General features: G+C 60.8%; 16 protein-coding genes. 7 read left to right on the forward strand and 9 right to left on the reverse strand.

From position 1 onward, the window contains the following. Positions 1 to 243: 243 nt before the first annotated feature. Complete coding sequence (locus HF931_RS02710; RefSeq protein WP_273241774.1) at positions 244 to 1,341, reverse strand: aromatic ring-hydroxylating oxygenase subunit alpha; 1,098 nt, start codon at positions 1,339 to 1,341, stop codon at positions 244 to 246. Positions 1,342 to 1,496: 155 nt separating this feature from the next. Between HF931_RS02710 and HF931_RS02715 the strand changes: the two genes are divergently transcribed. After that, positions 1,497 to 3,086 carry an AbgT family transporter gene (locus tag HF931_RS02715; protein ID WP_273241775.1) on the forward strand — a complete coding sequence of 530 codons (1,590 nt, stop codon included), beginning with the start codon at positions 1,497 to 1,499 and terminating at the stop codon, positions 3,084 to 3,086. Between the two features lie 88 nt (positions 3,087 to 3,174). Here the strand turns inward: HF931_RS02715 and HF931_RS02720 are convergent, their stop codons facing one another. Next, complete coding sequence (locus HF931_RS02720; protein WP_273241776.1) at positions 3,175 to 3,669, reverse strand: YciE/YciF ferroxidase family protein; 495 nt, start codon at positions 3,667 to 3,669, stop codon at positions 3,175 to 3,177. A 184-nt stretch (positions 3,670 to 3,853) separates the two neighbouring features. Between HF931_RS02720 and lepA the strand changes: the two genes are divergently transcribed. After that, a complete protein-coding gene (lepA, locus tag HF931_RS02725; RefSeq protein WP_273241777.1) occupies positions 3,854 to 5,659 on the forward strand; it encodes a translation elongation factor 4 in 1,806 nt (601 codons plus the stop codon). On the opposite strand, the gene HF931_RS02730 is transcribed toward lepA, so the two are convergent. After that, positions 5,656 to 6,090 carry a helix-turn-helix domain-containing protein gene (locus HF931_RS02730; protein WP_273241778.1) on the reverse strand — a complete coding sequence of 145 codons (435 nt, stop codon included), beginning with the start codon at positions 6,088 to 6,090 and terminating at the stop codon, positions 5,656 to 5,658. The genes lepA and HF931_RS02730 overlap by 4 nt on opposite strands. Positions 6,091 to 6,166: 76 nt before the next feature. Between HF931_RS02730 and HF931_RS02735 the strand changes: the two genes are divergently transcribed. Both HF931_RS02735 and HF931_RS02740 read left to right on the forward strand, forming a co-directional pair. Next, a complete protein-coding gene (locus HF931_RS02735) occupies positions 6,167 to 7,006 on the forward strand; it encodes a class I SAM-dependent methyltransferase (RefSeq protein WP_273241779.1) in 840 nt (279 codons plus the stop codon). 54 nt (positions 7,007 to 7,060) lie between these two features. Next, complete coding sequence (locus HF931_RS02740; RefSeq protein ID WP_273241780.1) at positions 7,061 to 7,867, forward strand: enoyl-CoA hydratase/isomerase family protein; 807 nt, start codon at positions 7,061 to 7,063, stop codon at positions 7,865 to 7,867. Positions 7,868 to 7,892: 25 nt separating this feature from the next. Here HF931_RS02740 and HF931_RS02745 read toward each other — a convergent pair whose 3' ends face one another. Together HF931_RS02745 and HF931_RS02750 are read right to left on the reverse strand one after the other, a co-directional pair. After that, positions 7,893 to 8,294 (reverse strand): globin, encoded by a 402-nt coding sequence (locus HF931_RS02745; protein ID WP_273241782.1) that lies wholly within the window; start codon positions 8,292 to 8,294, stop codon positions 7,893 to 7,895. A gap of 19 nt (positions 8,295 to 8,313) precedes the next feature. Further along, the gene (locus tag HF931_RS02750; protein WP_273241783.1) at positions 8,314 to 9,186 is read right to left on the reverse strand and encodes a hypothetical protein; all 873 of its coding nucleotides are present in this window, start codon (positions 9,184 to 9,186) and stop codon (positions 8,314 to 8,316) included. A 60-nt stretch (positions 9,187 to 9,246) separates the two neighbouring features. Between HF931_RS02750 and tsaD the strand changes: the two genes are divergently transcribed. Continuing rightward, positions 9,247 to 10,356, forward strand: a complete 1,110-nt coding sequence (tsaD, locus tag HF931_RS02755) for a tRNA (adenosine(37)-N6)-threonylcarbamoyltransferase complex transferase subunit TsaD (protein WP_420537719.1) — start codon at positions 9,247 to 9,249, stop codon at positions 10,354 to 10,356. A gap of 231 nt (positions 10,357 to 10,587) precedes the next feature. Here the strand turns inward: tsaD and HF931_RS02760 are convergent, their stop codons facing one another. Further along, positions 10,588 to 11,208 (reverse strand): TetR/AcrR family transcriptional regulator, encoded by a 621-nt coding sequence (locus HF931_RS02760; protein ID WP_035549144.1) that lies wholly within the window; start codon positions 11,206 to 11,208, stop codon positions 10,588 to 10,590. A gap of 136 nt (positions 11,209 to 11,344) precedes the next feature. Here HF931_RS02760 and HF931_RS02765 point away from each other — a divergent pair, with 136 nt between their 5' ends. Next, entirely contained in the window at positions 11,345 to 11,641 is a 297-nt protein-coding gene (locus HF931_RS02765) for a YciI family protein (protein ID WP_273241785.1), read from the forward strand. Further along, positions 11,638 to 12,318 carry a glutathione S-transferase family protein gene (locus HF931_RS02770; protein ID WP_273241786.1) on the forward strand — a complete coding sequence of 227 codons (681 nt, stop codon included), beginning with the start codon at positions 11,638 to 11,640 and terminating at the stop codon, positions 12,316 to 12,318. The genes HF931_RS02765 and HF931_RS02770 overlap by 4 nt, the downstream gene beginning before the upstream one ends. Here HF931_RS02770 and HF931_RS02775 read toward each other — a convergent pair. The 3 genes from HF931_RS02775 to HF931_RS02785 are packed head-to-tail and all read right to left on the reverse strand — an operon-like array spanning position 12,302 to position 15,930. Next, on the reverse strand, positions 12,302 to 13,126 hold the full coding sequence (locus HF931_RS02775) for a sulfotransferase domain-containing protein (protein WP_035549149.1): 825 nt from the start codon (positions 13,124 to 13,126) through the stop codon (positions 12,302 to 12,304). The genes HF931_RS02770 and HF931_RS02775 overlap by 17 nt on opposite strands. 60 nt (positions 13,127 to 13,186) lie before the next feature. Continuing rightward, entirely contained in the window at positions 13,187 to 13,726 is a 540-nt protein-coding gene (locus HF931_RS02780; protein ID WP_273241787.1) for a hypothetical protein, read from the reverse strand. Positions 13,727 to 13,773: 47 nt separating this feature from the next. Further along, a complete protein-coding gene (locus HF931_RS02785) occupies positions 13,774 to 15,930 on the reverse strand; it encodes a PQQ-dependent dehydrogenase, methanol/ethanol family (RefSeq protein WP_273241789.1) in 2,157 nt (718 codons plus the stop codon). Between the last annotated feature and the right edge of the window lie 64 nt (positions 15,931 to 15,994).

A 15,994-nucleotide genomic window follows, 5' to 3' on the forward strand; every position in this document is an offset into this window, starting at 1 on the left:
GAGGGATCATTTTTGAGTCTGTACAACTCACCACTCTGACAAATGGTTCGTAAAACGCTCGCGGATAAAGTGTGGGACTGAACAGGTTTGGATTCACACAACCCAAACCTGTTCAACATACAGGGGAGATCAGCGATAGCCTGCTTTGCTTCTCTCCGAATATTTATCAACTCGCCGAGCTGATTCTTAGTGACCAGACGATTCATGGATAGCAATGTATAGCAGAACAGGGTGGATGACTATCTAACTCATCCACCTCAGCACACGGGGTTCAATCGGGTTCGTGAAGTCGCGGCCTTCTGTCCGGCATTCCGTCCACTCACGTTTTAGCCGCTGGTACCATTTGGCCTGAATGTCGATGTCGTCGATCCACATCATCGCCTTCTGGTGGGCCATGCCCTGGTTTTGCAGATCCACCATGTCGCCATCCTGGCGCAGGAATTTGCGGGCCATCGGCTTGGCGATCGGCACGGCGAGGTGCAGCAGCGGCGCGCCGGTCCACCAGGTGAACTGGGTGATCCGTGTACGTTTCGGGGCTTCTGGCGTCAGGCAGGTAAGCGTCAGGAGGCGGGCGGTGTCGTTCGAGATTATTTCCCAGCGATAGCCGGGCAGCTGGAACCGGATTTCGGTTTCCACATCATCGCCGAACACCCAGCGATAGAGTTTTGAGTTCGAGCTGGGCGGGTGACGGTCAATCGCCCACCCGCGCGTTGTCGGCACGAAGGGCTTTTCCTTCAGCTTCAGGCCCACCGAGGGCGGGCGCCACCACCATTGATTGTGCACGAATGGAACATGGGCCGGATCCATCAGGCCGACCACGGCATCATCCATATGCGCGTTGAATACGTCATGGATGACAAAGCCGGGCTTTTCCGGCAGCGGGCCGAATTCCGGCGGGGGCACGGCCGGCGGCTCCGCGCTGCGGGGATTGTGCGCAACATAGAGATAGACCGCGCCATTGGCCTCATGCACCGGATAGCGGCGCACCTTCACCTTTGACGGGTCATAAGGGCTGTCGTCTGTGAGGGATGGCATCAGCTTGCAGCCGCCATCCGTGCCGAAGCGCCAGCCATGATACGGGCATTGCAGCGTCCACTCGCCATCGGTTTCCAGTTGCTGGCCCGCCGATAGCGGCACAAGCCGGTGCGGGCAGATATCACGCAGGGCGAACGCTTCCCCTTTCGGTGTGCGACCCACCACGACAGGTTCTCCCAGCACCATGATGCGCTGCTGCTTGCCGGGTTTCAGCTCATCCGAGGGCGCGGCCAGATACCAGCTATCCGTCAGGAAGCCATTATCGGTGATGCCCTGCTTGGGCGCATTGTGCTGTGTGTCGGGCATGGGCGGGGCCGTTTGTTCAAGTGAGACGCCTGATTACCGCATTTGACAGGGGCGAACCAGTGTTCGGGCTGTCGCGCATATGGCGCCGAATATTGCCAGCGCGGCAATTGGCAATATGGTGTCGCCTTTGGCGAGGAAACAATGGGGTATCGGGCATGGCCGAGACAGTGACCAATAAGGGATTCCTGGGATGGGTGGAGAAGACGGGCAACCGCCTGCCCGATCCGGTCTTCCTGTTCTTCTACCTGATCATCGCCCTGATGGCGATTTCGCAGATCGCGGCCTGGACCAGTTTCAGCGCGCCGCACCCGACGCAAGTAACAGACGGCGGCACGCCGCTGGTCATTGAGTCGGCCAGCCTGTTCTCGGCGGAAAACATCCAGCGACTCTGGGTGGAGATGCCAAAAACGTTCACGCACTTCCATCCACTTGGCTATGTGCTGGTCGTGATGCTGGGCGCGGGCGTGGCAGAGCGCTCGGGCCTGTTCTCAAGCGCAATTCGCGCGGCCGTGCGCAATGCGCCGAAATTCCTGCTGACGCCACTGGTCGCGCTGGTGGCGATGCTGTCAAACCATGCCGCCGATGCGGGCTATGTGGTGATGATCCCGCTGGCAGGCATCCTGTTTGCCTCGGCCGGGCGCCACCCCCTGGCGGGCATTGCGGCGGCCTTTGCCGGTGTCTCGGGCGGGTTTTCGGCGAATATCTCGCCCGGCCAGCTCGACGCGCTCTTGTTCGGCATCACCGAGGCCGCTTATGGCGCGAGCAATATCGATGCGGGCTGGACGATGAACATTGCCGGCAACACCTACTTCATCATCGCGCTGCTGCTGATCTACCTGCCGGTCATCTGGTTCGTCACCGACAAGGTGATCGAACCGCGCCTTGGCAAATGGACCCCTGCCCCGGACGCAGCTGTTCAGGCGGGCGATGAAGACAAGCCGCTGACCGCTGAGCAGCAAAAGGGCCTGCGCATGGCCGGGCTCGCCGTGCTGAGCGTGTGCGCCCTGTGGGCCCTGATGACGTTCGGGCCGGGTACGCCGCTTCTGGCGGATGGACCGGGCACAGATGGCGACCCGTGGTACCAGAAGGCCGGGCCGTTCTTCCGGTCGCTGGTCGCGGGTTTCCTCATCCTGTTCCTGGCGGCAGGCTGGGCCTATGGCGCGGCGGCCAATACGATCAACAATCACCGTGACCTCGTGAACATGATGACCGAGGCGATGAAGGATCTGGGCTATTACCTCGTCCTCGCCTTCGCGGCGGCCCATTTTGTGGCGATGTTCGGCTGGTCCAATCTTGGGCTGATCTCGGCAGTGCATGGCGCAGACGCAATCCAGTCCAGCGGCCTGCCGCTGCCGATCGTTCTGGGCCTCATCGTGCTGTTCTCGGCGCTCTTGAACCTGTTTGTCGGCTCGGCCAGCGCGAAGTGGGCGCTATTGGCGCCTGTGCTGGTGCCGATGCTGATGCTGCTGGGTGTCAGCCCGGAAGGTGCGACGGCAGCGTATCGCGTGGGCGATGGCGCAACCAACATCATCACGCCGCTGATGGTCTACTTCCCGCTAATCCTGGTGTTTGCGCGGCGCTGGCAAAGTGATTTCGGCCTCGGCAGCCTGACGGCAATGATGATCCCGTACTCGATCTGGATGCTGATCACGGGCGTGGTGCTGATGATGGGCTGGATCTTCCTGGGGCTCGATTTCGGCCCCGGCGCGCCGGCGCACATCACCGTGCCTGGGACCGGCGGATAGGCAAGAGAGAGCAAGAGACATGGCAAGCCCGGCCTGACAGAAGTCAGAGCCGGGCTTCCTCCCCTATTGGCAGGGTATGCGAGGCGCCTTAGGCGGCTTCGCGGTTCACTTCGCCTTCGGCCAGCTGAGACATTTCCCGATCGCCGGAATAGGTGCTGTCGAGGCAGGCTTGCAGCATGCGTACATCATCGCTCAAGCGCAGGCGGCGGGCGAAGGCAACAACGGTGCCATAGCCGGCCAGGGCATAGTGGGTCATGCGCTGGTATTGGGAGATGATCGACGCATCGAGCACATCCTTGTCGTCAATATCGGCCTCAATGGCGTGCGCCTTGGCTTCCTTCACCAGGCCTTCCATGCCCTGGCAGAATTCGCCGCGCGGATCGGCCTCGTGCTTGCGGATCAGGCCCTCAACGGCGTCAATACCGTCTTCGATACCCTTCACGCCGCGCTGGAGCGCGTCTTTCAGCTTCGAATTGCTAGCCTTGTCGGCGAGCTTCTGCGTGACTTTCAGGGACTGGCGGTTGGCGCTGTAGAGGTCTTGCAGCTGGTCAATGTAGAGATCGTTCAGAGTGGTGATACTCATGGGGGAATCCTTCCGTGCGTTCGTATTCCTGTGACGCCGAATCAATGGAAGGCCGGACCAATCGTTCCGGAATTGCCCGAATTTAATGGAAAACAGCGATATTCTGCCCGTCTGCGGCCCTGTGGCATGCTCTGCCTGAATGAGACCGCTTCCCGACAGGGCAAAGCGCGGCTATATCCCGCCCATGATATCACGTGACAAAATCCGCAACTTTTCGATCATCGCCCATATCGACCATGGCAAGTCGACGCTGGCCGACCGCCTCATCCAGCATTGCGGCGGCCTGACCGACCGTGAGATGAAGGAACAGGTGCTCGACTCGATGGACATCGAGAAAGAGCGCGGCATCACCATCAAGGCCCAGACCGTGCGCCTGACCTATACGGCGCAGGACGGCGAAACCTATGTGCTGAACCTGATGGACACGCCGGGGCATGTGGACTTCGCCTATGAGGTCAGCCGCTGTCTCGCCGCATGCGAAGGCTCACTTCTGGTGGTTGATGCCTCGCAGGGCGTCGAAGCGCAGACACTGGCCAATGTCTATCAGGCGATCGACCAGGATCATGAAATTGTGCCCGTGCTCAACAAGGTGGATTTGCCCGCTGCGGACGTTGACCGCGTGAAAGCACAGATCGAGGATGTGATCGGGCTCGACGCCTCTGACGCGCTGGAGATTTCGGCCAAGACGGGCCTCGGCGTCCCCGATGTGCTGGAGGCCATCGTGCAGCGCCTGCCTGCCCCGCAAACGGGCGAGGCGGATGCCCCGCTGAAGGCCGCACTGGTTGACGCCTATTATGACCCGTATCTGGGCGTGGTCGTCATCGTGCGCGTGCATGATGGCATGCTGAAGAAGAAGCAGAAGATCAAGATGATGCGCACCGGCGCGACCTATGAGGTCGACAAGGTGGGCACGTTCAATCCGAAGATTACCGAAACCGATGCGCTGGGGCCGGGCGAAGTCGGCTTCCTCGTCGCCTCCATCAAGGAAGTCAGCGACACGGCCATCGGTGATACGATCACGGAAGAAAAGCGCCCAACGGACAAGGCCCTGCCCGGCTATAAGGACGTGCAACCAGTCGTATTCTGTGGCCTGTTCCCGATGGACGCGAATGATTTTGACGAACTGCGCGCCGCGATGGGCAAGCTGCGCTTGAATGATGCGAGCTTCACGTGGGAGATGGAAACCTCTGCCGCGCTGGGCATGGGTTTCCGCTGTGGCTTCCTCGGCCTGTTGCACCTGGAAATCATCCAGGAACGCCTCAGCCGCGAATTCGACCTGGACCTGATCGCGACCGCGCCGAGCGTTGTCTATGAAATGACGATGACGGACGATACCGAGATCGAGCTGCACAATCCGGCCGACATGCCGGAAGTGACCAAGATCAAGGAAATCCGCGAGCCGTGGATCAATGCCACGATCTACACGCCGGACGAATATCTCGGCGGCATTCTGAAGCTCTGCCAGGACCGGCGCGGCATCCAGACCGAGCTATCCTATGTCGGCGGGCGCGCAATGGTGAAATATGAGCTGCCGCTCAACGAAGTCGTGTTCGATTTCTATGACCGCCTCAAATCCATCAGCCGCGGCTATGCCAGCTTTGACTATGAGATTGTCGGCCACCGCGCCGAGAACCTCGTCAAGCTGCAAATCCTGGTGAATGACGAGCCGGTGGATGCCCTCGCCATGCTGGTGCACCGCGACCGCGCCGAAAGCCGGGGCCGCCAGATGTGTGAGCGGCTGAAAGACCTCATCCCCCGCCAGATGTTCAAGATCCCGATTCAGGCAGCCATTGGCGGCAAGGTGATCGCACGCGAAACGCTCAGTGCCCTGCGCAAGGATGTGACGGCGAAATGCTATGGCGGCGACGCCAGCCGGAAGCGGAAACTGCTCGACAAGCAGGCCGCCGGTAAAAAGCGTATGCGCCAGTTCGGCAAGGTCGAGATTCCGCAGGAAGCCTTTGTGGCCGCGTTGCGGATGGATGGGGATTAATCGTTCCGTCCGTTCAGGCCCGTTGATCTACCAGAGCCCACAGAAATCCGCCCCGTCATGGCGGCGCGGAGGATGCGGCGGAAGCTGGGGCATTCCATGTGGCTCGGCGCGCGGCACTTGGCGGCGTGGCGCAGGCCGTCTCGCATGATCGTCATTTGACGGATTTTCTCGTCCAGCTCATCTGCCTTTGACACCAGCGCCGCGCGTTCGATGCGGGGGCCCTCCTCCGACATCATGGCGGCAATCTCTTCCAGCGTGAATCCGGCGGCCCGCCCGAGAGAGATCAGGCCGAGCCGTTCCAGAACGTCCGGTTCGAACAGGCGGCGCAGGCCCCGCCGCCCGGCCGAGCGGATCAAGCCACGCTCTTCATAATAGCGCAGCGTGGAGGCCGGGATGCCGGATTGCTTTGCGACGTCTGAAATTTCCAACATAGGTCTTGACCTCAAGCTGACTTGAAGTGGCAGGATGCCGTCATCAACGCAAGTAGACAAGGAAAAGGCAGGCAGGATGAGCACGGCAAACAAGGATCAGGAAGAGTTGTGGAACGGCCCGGGCGGCAAAGCCTGGGTGCGGGCGCAGGCGCTGCTGGATGCGGCCTTCACGCCATTTGAGCGAATACTGGTTGAGACCGCGACGGCAGCGGGGGCGGCTCGCGTGCTGGACATTGGCTGCGGCACTGGCGCGACGACGCTGGCGATGAGCGGCACCCTTGGCCCGGATGCAGAATGCCTCGGCCTCGACATTTCCGAAACGATGATCACGCATGCCCGCAAGCGCGCTGCTGAAGCCGGGTCAAACGCCGAATTCATTGTGGCCGATGCCCAGACGCATGAATTTGCCGCCAATCATTATGACCTGATCACCTCCCGCTTCGGCGTGATGTTCTTTGAAGATCCCGTCGCGGCCTTCCACAATCTGAACCGCGCCGCTGCGCCGGGGGCCAGCATGGTGTTGCTCAGTTGGCGTGACCCGGCGGAGAACCCGTTCATGACGGCCGCTGAAGCCGCCGCCCGCCCCTTGCTGCCGGACCTTCCAGTGCGCGAGCCGAATGCGCGGGGCCAGTTCGGCTTTGCCGATTCTGCGCGCGTGGAGCGCATTCTGTCCGAGGCCGGATGGCAGGATGTGATGACTGACAAGCTGGACGTGGAATGCCGGTTTCCGCTGTCGGCAATGGACCTTTACGTCTCACTGATGGGACCGGTCGGCTATGCGATGGCGCAGGGCGTGGATGAGGCGACCAAAGAAAAGGTGATCGAAGTGGTCCGAGCTGCCTTCATGGAATTTGCCATGGGCGACGAAATCGTCTTCACGGCAGCCTGCTGGAAGACTGCCGCGAGGGCAGCCTAGGCCCACTCGCCTGACCGCGTTACCTTACCTTCCAAAACAAAAGGGAGATACGCCGTGGCGGACACAGACACAAAACCAGCCGAAATTCTTTATGAGGTGGCCGACCATGTGGCGACCATCACGCTGAATGCGCCGGAGCGGATGAACACAATTTCCGGCCCCATGCTGGATGAATTGTGCGAGGCGCTGCTGAAAGCAGACGCTGACAAAGATGTGCGCTGCGTGATCCTGACCGGTGCGGGCCGGGCCTTTTGTGCGGGGCTCGATCTGGAAAGCGCGACCAAGGGCGAAGGCATCGGGTCGGGCGCAGTTGCGAGCGCGACGCTGGACCTGCGTAATACACCGCCAACTGTATTGTTCAACATGGACACGCCCACCATCTGTGCCATCAATGGCGGCGCGGCTGGCTATGGCATGGACACTGCGCTCGGCTGTGACATCCGCATCATGTCGGACAAGGCCAAGATGGCGGCGGCCTTCACCAAGCGCGGCATCCTGCCGGAATCGGGCGGCACCTGGTTCCTGCCCCGGATGCTGGGCTGGGAGAAAGCATGCGAGCTTATCTTTACCGGCCGCACGCTGAGCGCGGAGGACTGTCTGGCCGAACGCCTGTGCGCGAAAGTCGTGCCACACGACACGCTGACGGACGAAGCCCGCGCAATGGCCAAGGAAATTGCCTCAAATGCGCCACTGGCCGTGCAGGCATCAAAGCGTTTGATGCGGATGGGACTATCAGAGCCGTTTACGGAGCATGTTCATCATGTCTTCCTGCAATTGCTGCCCCTGCTGAAGACAGAAGACGCCCGCGAAGGCATGATGGCGTTCCTCGAAAAGCGACCAGCTGCATTCAAGGGCCAATAGAGCAGAGCGCCCCGGCCTGTCTGGCTCAGGCCGGGGCGTGGCCCATACTGGCGATCTCTGACAGAATGTTTGTCCACGCGGTGTTCATGGCGGGTGTCCACTCCCCTGCCAGCGTGTCCCGGCAGGTGTCACGGATGATGGTGAAAATGTCGTCCAGCCTGGCCTCCGGCACACCATAGCCCTGATGTGAGAGGCGGGCGGACTGAAGCTCAAAGCGCGGCAACTGGCTGCCTTCGGCAAGGCCGATGATGCATTCGAAACAGGTGGTCAGCATGGAGCCGCGCACACCGCCATCACTGTCCATCGCGAACAAGTCTTCAAACTCCGGATGCTGCGCGAACAGGCGCTGGTAAATCAGCGGTGCGGGATCGGCGCACAACGCGCCGAAGCGTTCGAGGGAATGAATGATCTGGTCAGACGAGGTCATGAGTCACCCTACCGGCCCCTCACCCGCCGCGCAATCGCAAGACAAGGCGACGCGTGGCGCGTTGGTTCATCTTTCGGTGACGGGCGATGCGTTTGGCAAGATTCTGGCGCTCTTCGCGTGTCCGGCCAAGGTCATAGAGCTGCGTCGCAAAGCCGAGCGCGGCCTGCTGGTCACGGCTGGGACGCCGCGCCGCGCCTTCTTCCTCGGCCCATCGCCCCGGATGAAAGCTGGCAGTCACCTTGGGTTGGTCATTGCCCAGATAGTAGAGAAAAGCGGCAGGCGCGGAGACATTGCGGATGATCGTGTCCGGAATAAAGTGCAGCCAATCCTGATGCTGTTGCCAGCGCCAGGTATTGGGGGAGTTCTTCGTGCGCACACGCAGGCCAATGATGCGCAGTCTTCGCTGAACGGCGGTCCAGTCCTGCCCTTCCTGTTCTGCCTGCATCTTCATCAGGCGGATCAGGCCTTCCATCGTGCCGCCGGACGCGACGAAATCGACCAGGGCAATCGGGCGTGGCCCCGTCGCAATGGCCTTTGGTCCGAGGCCCAAGGCAGTAAGATACTCAAACAAGCCCTGTCGCGCAGACTCCGGCAATTGCTCGACCGAGACCGCATTTCGGAGCGAGTATTGGACAAGATGAAGCTGAGGCGTATCGCGCAAGCCCTCGAAACATCCGGACAGGTAATCATACAGGTTTTCCGGCGTGCGCCCGATAAAGGCGAGGTCAGACCGGTTGGCATGGGCCAGGATGCGCGCAGCGGTCGCGCGAAGGGATTCAAGGAACATGTCGTTCAGCCGCTGCGGCGGCGAAACCCCGGAAATCAGGCTACCCAACTGCTCCCGACGGGCGATGTTCCACCGAAACGGTGTCGCCACAATGCTTCCTCCCATTGTTTTTCCTGAATATAGCGCCTGCGGGCCGCGCTTTCCAAATGGGAATGAGGCGCTTACATGCCTTGCATGAGCAAGACGCTGACAGTTCTGGGCATTGAAACCAGCTGCGACGAGACCGCCGCCGCCGTTCTGCGCCTGACGGATGGGCGGGCCGAGCTGTTGTCGGACGTGATCCGCACCCAGTTGGAAGAACACGCACCTTATCTCGGCGTGGTGCCGGAAATCGCTGCGCGAGCACATGCCGAACTCGCGGACCTCACCGTGAAGGCCGCGATGCATGAATCAGGCGTTTCCTATTCAGAGCTGGATGGCGTGGCGGCCACATCGGGGCCCGGCCTGATCGGCGGGGTGCTCGTCGGCATGATGACCGGCAAGGCGATCGCGCAGGCAGCCAGCAAGCCCTTTGTGGCGGTGAACCATCTGGAAGGTCATGCGCTGAGCCCGCGGCTCGGGAATGACTGCCAGTTCCCCTACCTGTTATTGCTCGTCTCAGGCGGGCATTGCCAATTCTTGGAAGTCAGGGGTCTTGGCCAGTATCGCAGGCTCGGCTCGACGATTGACGACGCCGTCGGAGAAGCGTTCGACAAGACTGCCAAGACACTTGGCCTTGGCTTTCCGGGCGGCCCTGCAGTGGAGCGGCTGGCGGAAGGGGGAAATGCGGAGGCCTTTGACCTGCCCCGCCCCCTGCTTAACCGGCCGGGACTGGACATGAGCTTTGCAGGCTTGAAAACGGCTGTGGCCCGCGCAGCCGCAGACACGGACATGTTAGAAGCCCAGCTGAAGGATCTCTGCGCCAGCTTCCAAGGCGCCGTGACCGACATTCTCTCAACCAAGGCCGCATTGGCTCTGGCTGATTTTGATCCGGGTGAAGACGGACATAAACGCTTTGTCGTCGCTGGGGGTGTTGCGGCCAACAAAGCGATCCGGGCAGCATTGACCCGCGTGGCCGAGGAGGCTGGCGCGACACTGATTGCGCCGCCGCTGCAGCACTGTACGGACAATGCGGCAATGATCGCGCTGGCGGGTGCGGAGCGACTGGCTGCCGGACTGGTGGAAGGTGACGCCGGCGACCTTGCCACCGGGGCGAGACCGCGCTGGCCGCTGGACGAGGCCGCCGCAAAGGCCACCCCCGTTTACGATACGGGCCGCCGAGGCGCTAAGGCTTAGAACGGCCCCATCAAAGTCTAAACGACGTACTCAGCCAGCGAATATGTTGCGGCGAGGATGGCAACCGCCATCGGAAGTGCCGCAAGAAGAGCGACCAGGGACTGGCGGGCTTCGGTCTTGGACAGGGTCATTGTTCTAATCTTTCAGCATGAAACGACAGCGCCAATCGCTGCCGATGCCTGCCATATAGCAACGCCCTGAATAATAATCAATGAATGAAAACGAAAATGTTCAGAGTTTATCTATTTTGCGATCCGGAATTGTCGCACCAGGGGACAATCCAGCGAGAACAAGGTTCATCACACCGGCCTGCTCACGCTTCAGTTTCGGCAGCGTCAGGTGCGAGAACATTTGCGGGAACCGGAACTTCATCATCGCCGCCTGGATCATCTCGGCCGTCTCGTCCTTGTGCTCGATCTGCCGGAATTCTCCGGCATCCATCCCGGCTTCGAGAATCTGGACGAGGTAGACGCGCTCCTGCGCCAGCTGCTCGTTGAAGAAGAGCGGGCGCTCGTCGCTCAGTGTCTCGGCCAGCTCGATCAACTTGTCCTTTTCCTCAAAGGCTTCAAAGGTGCGCACCATGCTGAATTCGAAAAACCGGCGCAGGCGATCTGCGGCGGAATCAGACTGGCGACAGATTCCCGCATAGGTTTGGTACAGCTCGGAATTGAACTTGCGCGCGATCGCCTCGGCAATGTCCAGCTTGGACGCGAAGAAGCGATAGATGTTGCCCGCGGACATGTTGCAGTCCTTGGCAATCTCGGACATCGTCGTCTTCGAGTAACCATAATGGACGATGCGCTCCATCGCGGCATCCAGAATGAGCTGGCGGGTATCGGTTGTGTCGTTCATGCGGGCACCATACTCCGAGTTACTGAAGGATCAATGATTCATTCAGCCGATTTGTTCCTCAATTCCCCCCTATGGGCAGGACAAGGGCAATATGCCATACGCCTGAACACACATACTGCTGCCGGAGCCTAGATAGATGCCGCTTTTTGCCTTCCACAATCTCGACAATGAAATCAATGGCGCAGAACTGCGCGCTGCCAACCGCCCGGCCCACCTTGCCTGGGTGCAAACACTGGGCGACGCCGTGCGCATGGCCGGGCCCTTGATGTCGGAAGATGGTCAAATGATCGGCTCACTCTGCCTGATAGAGGTCGAGAGCCTGGCCGCCGCGAAGGCGCTCGGCGCCGAAGACCCCTATGCGAAGGCCGGCGTGTTCGGCCACACGCACGTGCATGAAGTCAAATGGCTGGTCGGAGAAGGAAAGCCTGCATGAGACAGCTCATCCTCGGAAACCTGAACTATTCCAGCTGGTCGATCCGGCCGCTGCTAGCTGCGCGCCGTGTTGGCCTGCCCGTGGAAGAAGTGATCGTGCCACTCGATTTCCCGGACACATCCGCAAAGCTGAAAGAGATCAGCCCGACGGCGAAGGTTCCGCTGCTGATCTGGGATGATGTGACGGTGTGGGAAAGCCTGGCCATCACAGAATGGATTGCAGACTGGGCCCCTGTCGGAGCGGTCTGGCCAGAGGACGCTGGCAAGCGCGCGATCGCCCGCGCGGTGACAAGCGAAATGCATGCAGGCTTCCCGGCACTGCGCAAGGCATGCCCGATGGACATTCGCAGCCGCTCTGAAACCCCGGACATGACTGAAGCGCTTGAGGCCGACATTGCCCGCATCCAGACGATGTGGGACGAGATGCGCGCGCAACATGGCGCTGGCGGGGATTTCCTGTTTGGCAAATGGAGCGCGGCTGACGCTTTCTACGCGCCGGTCGTGACACGTTTCCGCACCTATGGCCTGCCCCTGACGGGCGCCGCTGCGGAATACTCGGCAGCCGTGCTGGAAGACCCGCTTTTCCTGGAACTGGAAAAGCAGGCTGAAGCCGAACCCTGGTGGATCAAATACACGCGCGACGGACGCTCAAGCGGTTATCTCAAGCCGGAAGGCTGAGCAGGTCATAGTCCAGATCGTGCCGGAACAGGGTTCGGACATGATCGGCATAAATGTCCATCGCCTCTCCGGTGAACAGTTCTGACAGCGGAGTCTTGCGATTCTGCAGCACGTTGGGTTCAGCGTCCGGATCAACCTTTTCGGCCATCGCTTCCTTTGTGCCTGCTGCGAGCGCCGTATCCAGCGCCATCGCCGTCAGGCCCAGCCCCCAATGGTCCGATACGGCTTGAAGGATGGCGCGCGGGTCTTTCTGGGTCTGCTCGTACTGGACCAGAAAGATGCTGTCGCCATGCTTGGCCCGAATATCGCCCCAACGGTTCCAGAAGCGGGCAAGCCAGTAGAGATCGCAGCGATACTTCGACCCGCCGGGATCGCCTTTCAGATAGGTCAGCCAGTCAACCTTGATGTCATATTCCCATTTGGCGTGATGGCTGGCGAGAATGGACATGGGATGGCGCACCGCCAGCACGTAAGGCGGCAGGCTGGCCATGCTGCGCGCCCATCCCCATTCGGCCAGATGGTGCGGGATCGTGTGGCTGAAGGCCAGTCGTGGAAGCTGTGGGAACGTCACATCATCCTTGGGCCAGCCAATATAAGGCCGCACGGCGTTCTCGGAGAAATAGGGCGGATGGGCGATGCCATACGTTTCCGCCAACGCCACCGCCAACATGTATTTCAGCCAATGGGTCCCGGAATTCTTTGACGTGACCAGCATGCCATCGAACCGGCCATGCCGCAGGACGGAGAAATTCGTCCAGGATTCGTTGAACACCTTGGCGCGATATTCACTGGGAAGAGACTCTGACATGGACTGAATCCCTATTGCGCCGGGGCGAGGCGCGCAACCACTGTTAAGCGGCTGAGCGGGTCAGGTCTTCAGGCCTGCCTTGTCTCTGAACACTTGCAACAGGGTAAGTTGTTCCCGCGTCGGCACGCCTTCAGCCTCGGAGACGGCGACCAGCATGGCGTCGAGATCGACAATTTCCTTTGGGCCGAGCTGAGGCGCACTCACGATGAGTTGGCTGAGCTTGCGCATGGCCGCTTGCGGGTCCGGCAGGGAATTCGTCACCCAGGCGGCATGGGCAGACAACTCGTCCGCCTCGGCCTGCGTGAAATTGAAGTGGGCGATCATTTCCTGATCGATCACTCTTGCCTGCGCCTCCGTCAGCGGGCCTTCGCGGGCACGGGCCACCTCCATCATCATGATGGCAGCGGCCTCTCTCGGGTCTTCGATCAGGCTGATGCCACCCTTCCCCGCCTTGTAGCGAAAGGCAAACCGGCGCGGGGCATTCGCGATGGCGCCAGCTGCATCCAGCGCCGCCTTCGCGCCACGGCGTGCCATCTGGAGACGCCATGACCAGACGCCAATCGTCATCAGGATGCCGAAGATCAGGACCAGAATGTGCATGAGCACAATGTAGCGCGACCCCGCAGGCCGCGCCACTCACAAAACGGTCAGTTCTCGCCAGCCTCGGCCGTCGCAGCTGCATGGGCCTGAGCGAGCACATAGGCGCGGATGGATTCCGACTGCTCCGGGGTCAGATAATCCGCAAAGGACACCATGCCGTTCACCGCCAAATTGCCATCGATCACGACGCCTTTCCATGCGGTTTCGTTCCCTGTGATGGCGGACCAGCGCAAGTCTGGCAGGACACCCGAGCTGACCGCCAGCGGCCCATGGCAAACCGTGCAATTGCGCGCATAGTGGACCGCGCCTTCCGCGATCATTGTCTCGTCGCCAAAGGAATCCGCTTTCGGCGTCTTGTCCATCATCGGGAAATCGGGATCTGCAATCTCACCCTCACCGCCCAACTTGAACGTCACGACCTTGCCGACCGTGGAAGGTACCGTCTCGTCATAGGCAAAGCCTGCTGACAGACCAAAGGCGCTACCCCAGCCCGTTGTGATCGTAACGTACTGCTCGCCGTCAATCATGAATGTGCCCGGGCCAGACGCGCCGCCAGACTTCAAGTCATGGCTCCAGAGCTTGTCGCCAGTTGCCGCGTCATAAGCGGCAAACTCACCATTCAGCTTTCCTTGAAACACCAAACCGCCCGCCGTGGACAGTACACCGCCATTCCAGGCATTGTCGTGCTCGACCGTCCAGCGCGGCTCTCCGGCAATCGGATCCCACGCAATCAGGCGGCCCTTCAAGCTTGAGCGAAGGAATTTGGCGACCTCCGGCGGGGCAATCGGGGGCACACCTGCGGAAAAGTCCGCACCGGTATTCCAGGCGATCGCGTCACTCTCGAACCGCGGATCGCTTGCATAGGCCTGCGGGATCTCCTGCGCCGGAATGTAGGCGAGGTTCAGCTCCGGATTGAAGGCCATCGGGTGCCAGTTGTGCGCCCCGAGAGGACCGGGTGTCTGCTGGTAAGGCACTTCTCCATACCGCGCATCCGCGATCTCGATGGGGCGGCCATTCTCATCCAGGCCGGTTGTCCAATTCTGCGGGACGAAGGCATCCCCGGACAGGAACTCCCCGGTCTCGGCATCCAGTACGTAGAAGAAGCCGTTCTTGGGGGCCTGCATCGCGATGCGGCGGCTTGCACCATCTTCGCCGAGCGGCAGGTCGGCCAGAATAATGGTCTGCGTTGCCGTGTAGTCCCAATTGTCGCCCGGCGTCGTCTGGAAGTGCCATTTATAGGTGCCGGTTTCGGCATCCACCGCGACAATCGACGACAGGAAGAGATTGTCACCGCCAGACGGATCACGGAAATCACGGTTCCAGGGAGAGCCATTCCCTACGCCGAAGATGATTTGGTCGTTGACCTCGTCATACACGATGGAATCCCAGACGGTGCCGCCACCGCCATCGGTGACCCATGCGCCGTCATCGCCCCATGTGACATTGCCGATGTCCTCAAATGCGGCATCGGACACTTCGCCATCCGGCTGTTTTTCAGGATTGGGCACCGTGTAGAACCGCCAGACCTTGTCGCCGGTATTCGCATCATAGGCAGAGATGTAGCCGCGCACACCCAACTCCGCGCCGCCATTGCCGATCAACACTTTGCCGTTCACCACGCGCGGCGCGCCGGTGATCGTGTAGGGCTTGGACTGGTCGACGGTTACCTTGCTCCAGACGACTTCGCCGGTTTCGGCGTCCAACGCCTCCAGCCGGCCATCAATGATACCGACATAAACCTTGCCATCATAGACAGCGACCCCGCGGTTCACGACATCACAACAGGCCTTAACACCCACAGCGCGATCCACGTCCGGATCATAGACCCACAGCTCTTCGCCTGTCTTTGCGTCCAGCGCGTAGACCAGCGACCAGGCCGAAGTGACATACATTACACCGTCGACCACGATGGGGGTCGATTCCACGCCGCGATTTGTCGCCAGATCATAGGTCCATGCCACGCCGAGATCGGAGACCGTGTCCGTGTTGACGTTCGTCAGGCTGGAATGGCGCTGCTCATCATAGGTGCCGCCATATGTCAGCCATTCCTCGCCTGCGCTGGCAGTGCTGATGCGCTGGGTGTCGACCGCCGCGAAGGCTTCCGGTTCCGCCGATGGGGCCTGATCGGCGGTTTTCGCCTGCCCGCAAGCGACGAGAATTGCAAAGGATGCCCATGCAATCAGTGTGGACTGCCAGTGTGTCATGGCGGTTCCTCTCCCTGTTCGTTTCCTTGAGACGGTCTGATGCCGCTTTGGAGTGGGAGAGTAG

Source organism: Hyphomonas atlantica corrig., assembly GCF_017795365.1.
Classification (GTDB): Bacteria; Pseudomonadota; Alphaproteobacteria; order Caulobacterales; family Hyphomonadaceae; genus Hyphomonas; species Hyphomonas atlantica.

Bases quoted from the DNA above. Each gene is read 5' to 3' on its own strand.
- HF931_RS02715 (WP_273241775.1), top strand. From the start codon at position 1,497: ATGGCCGAGACAGTGACCAATAAGGGATTCCTGGGATGGGTGGAGAAG.
- HF931_RS02780 (WP_273241787.1), bottom strand. From the start codon at position 13,726: ATGCACATTCTGGTCCTGATCTTCGGCATCCTGATGACGATTGGCGTC.
- tsaD (WP_420537719.1), top strand. From the start codon at position 9,247: ATGCCTTGCATGAGCAAGACGCTGACAGTTCTGGGCATTGAAACCAGC.
- HF931_RS02720 (WP_273241776.1), bottom strand. From the start codon at position 3,669: ATGAGTATCACCACTCTGAACGATCTCTACATTGACCAGCTGCAAGAC.
- HF931_RS02750 (WP_273241783.1), bottom strand. From the start codon at position 9,186: ATGGGAGGAAGCATTGTGGCGACACCGTTTCGGTGGAACATCGCCCGT.
- HF931_RS02710 (WP_273241774.1), bottom strand. From the start codon at position 1,341: ATGCCCGACACACAGCACAATGCGCCCAAGCAGGGCATCACCGATAAT.
- HF931_RS02735 (WP_273241779.1), top strand. From the start codon at position 6,167: ATGAGCACGGCAAACAAGGATCAGGAAGAGTTGTGGAACGGCCCGGGC.
- HF931_RS02760 (WP_035549144.1), bottom strand. From the start codon at position 11,208: ATGAACGACACAACCGATACCCGCCAGCTCATTCTGGATGCCGCGATG.
- HF931_RS02785 (WP_273241789.1), bottom strand. From the start codon at position 15,930: ATGACACACTGGCAGTCCACACTGATTGCATGGGCATCCTTTGCAATT.
- HF931_RS02775 (WP_035549149.1), bottom strand. From the start codon at position 13,126: ATGTCAGAGTCTCTTCCCAGTGAATATCGCGCCAAGGTGTTCAACGAA.
- HF931_RS02745 (WP_273241782.1), bottom strand. From the start codon at position 8,294: ATGACCTCGTCTGACCAGATCATTCATTCCCTCGAACGCTTCGGCGCG.
- HF931_RS02770 (WP_273241786.1), top strand. From the start codon at position 11,638: ATGAGACAGCTCATCCTCGGAAACCTGAACTATTCCAGCTGGTCGATC.
- HF931_RS02730 (WP_273241778.1), bottom strand. From the start codon at position 6,090: ATGTTGGAAATTTCAGACGTCGCAAAGCAATCCGGCATCCCGGCCTCC.
- lepA (WP_273241777.1), top strand. From the start codon at position 3,854: ATGATATCACGTGACAAAATCCGCAACTTTTCGATCATCGCCCATATC.
- HF931_RS02765 (WP_273241785.1), top strand. From the start codon at position 11,345: ATGCCGCTTTTTGCCTTCCACAATCTCGACAATGAAATCAATGGCGCA.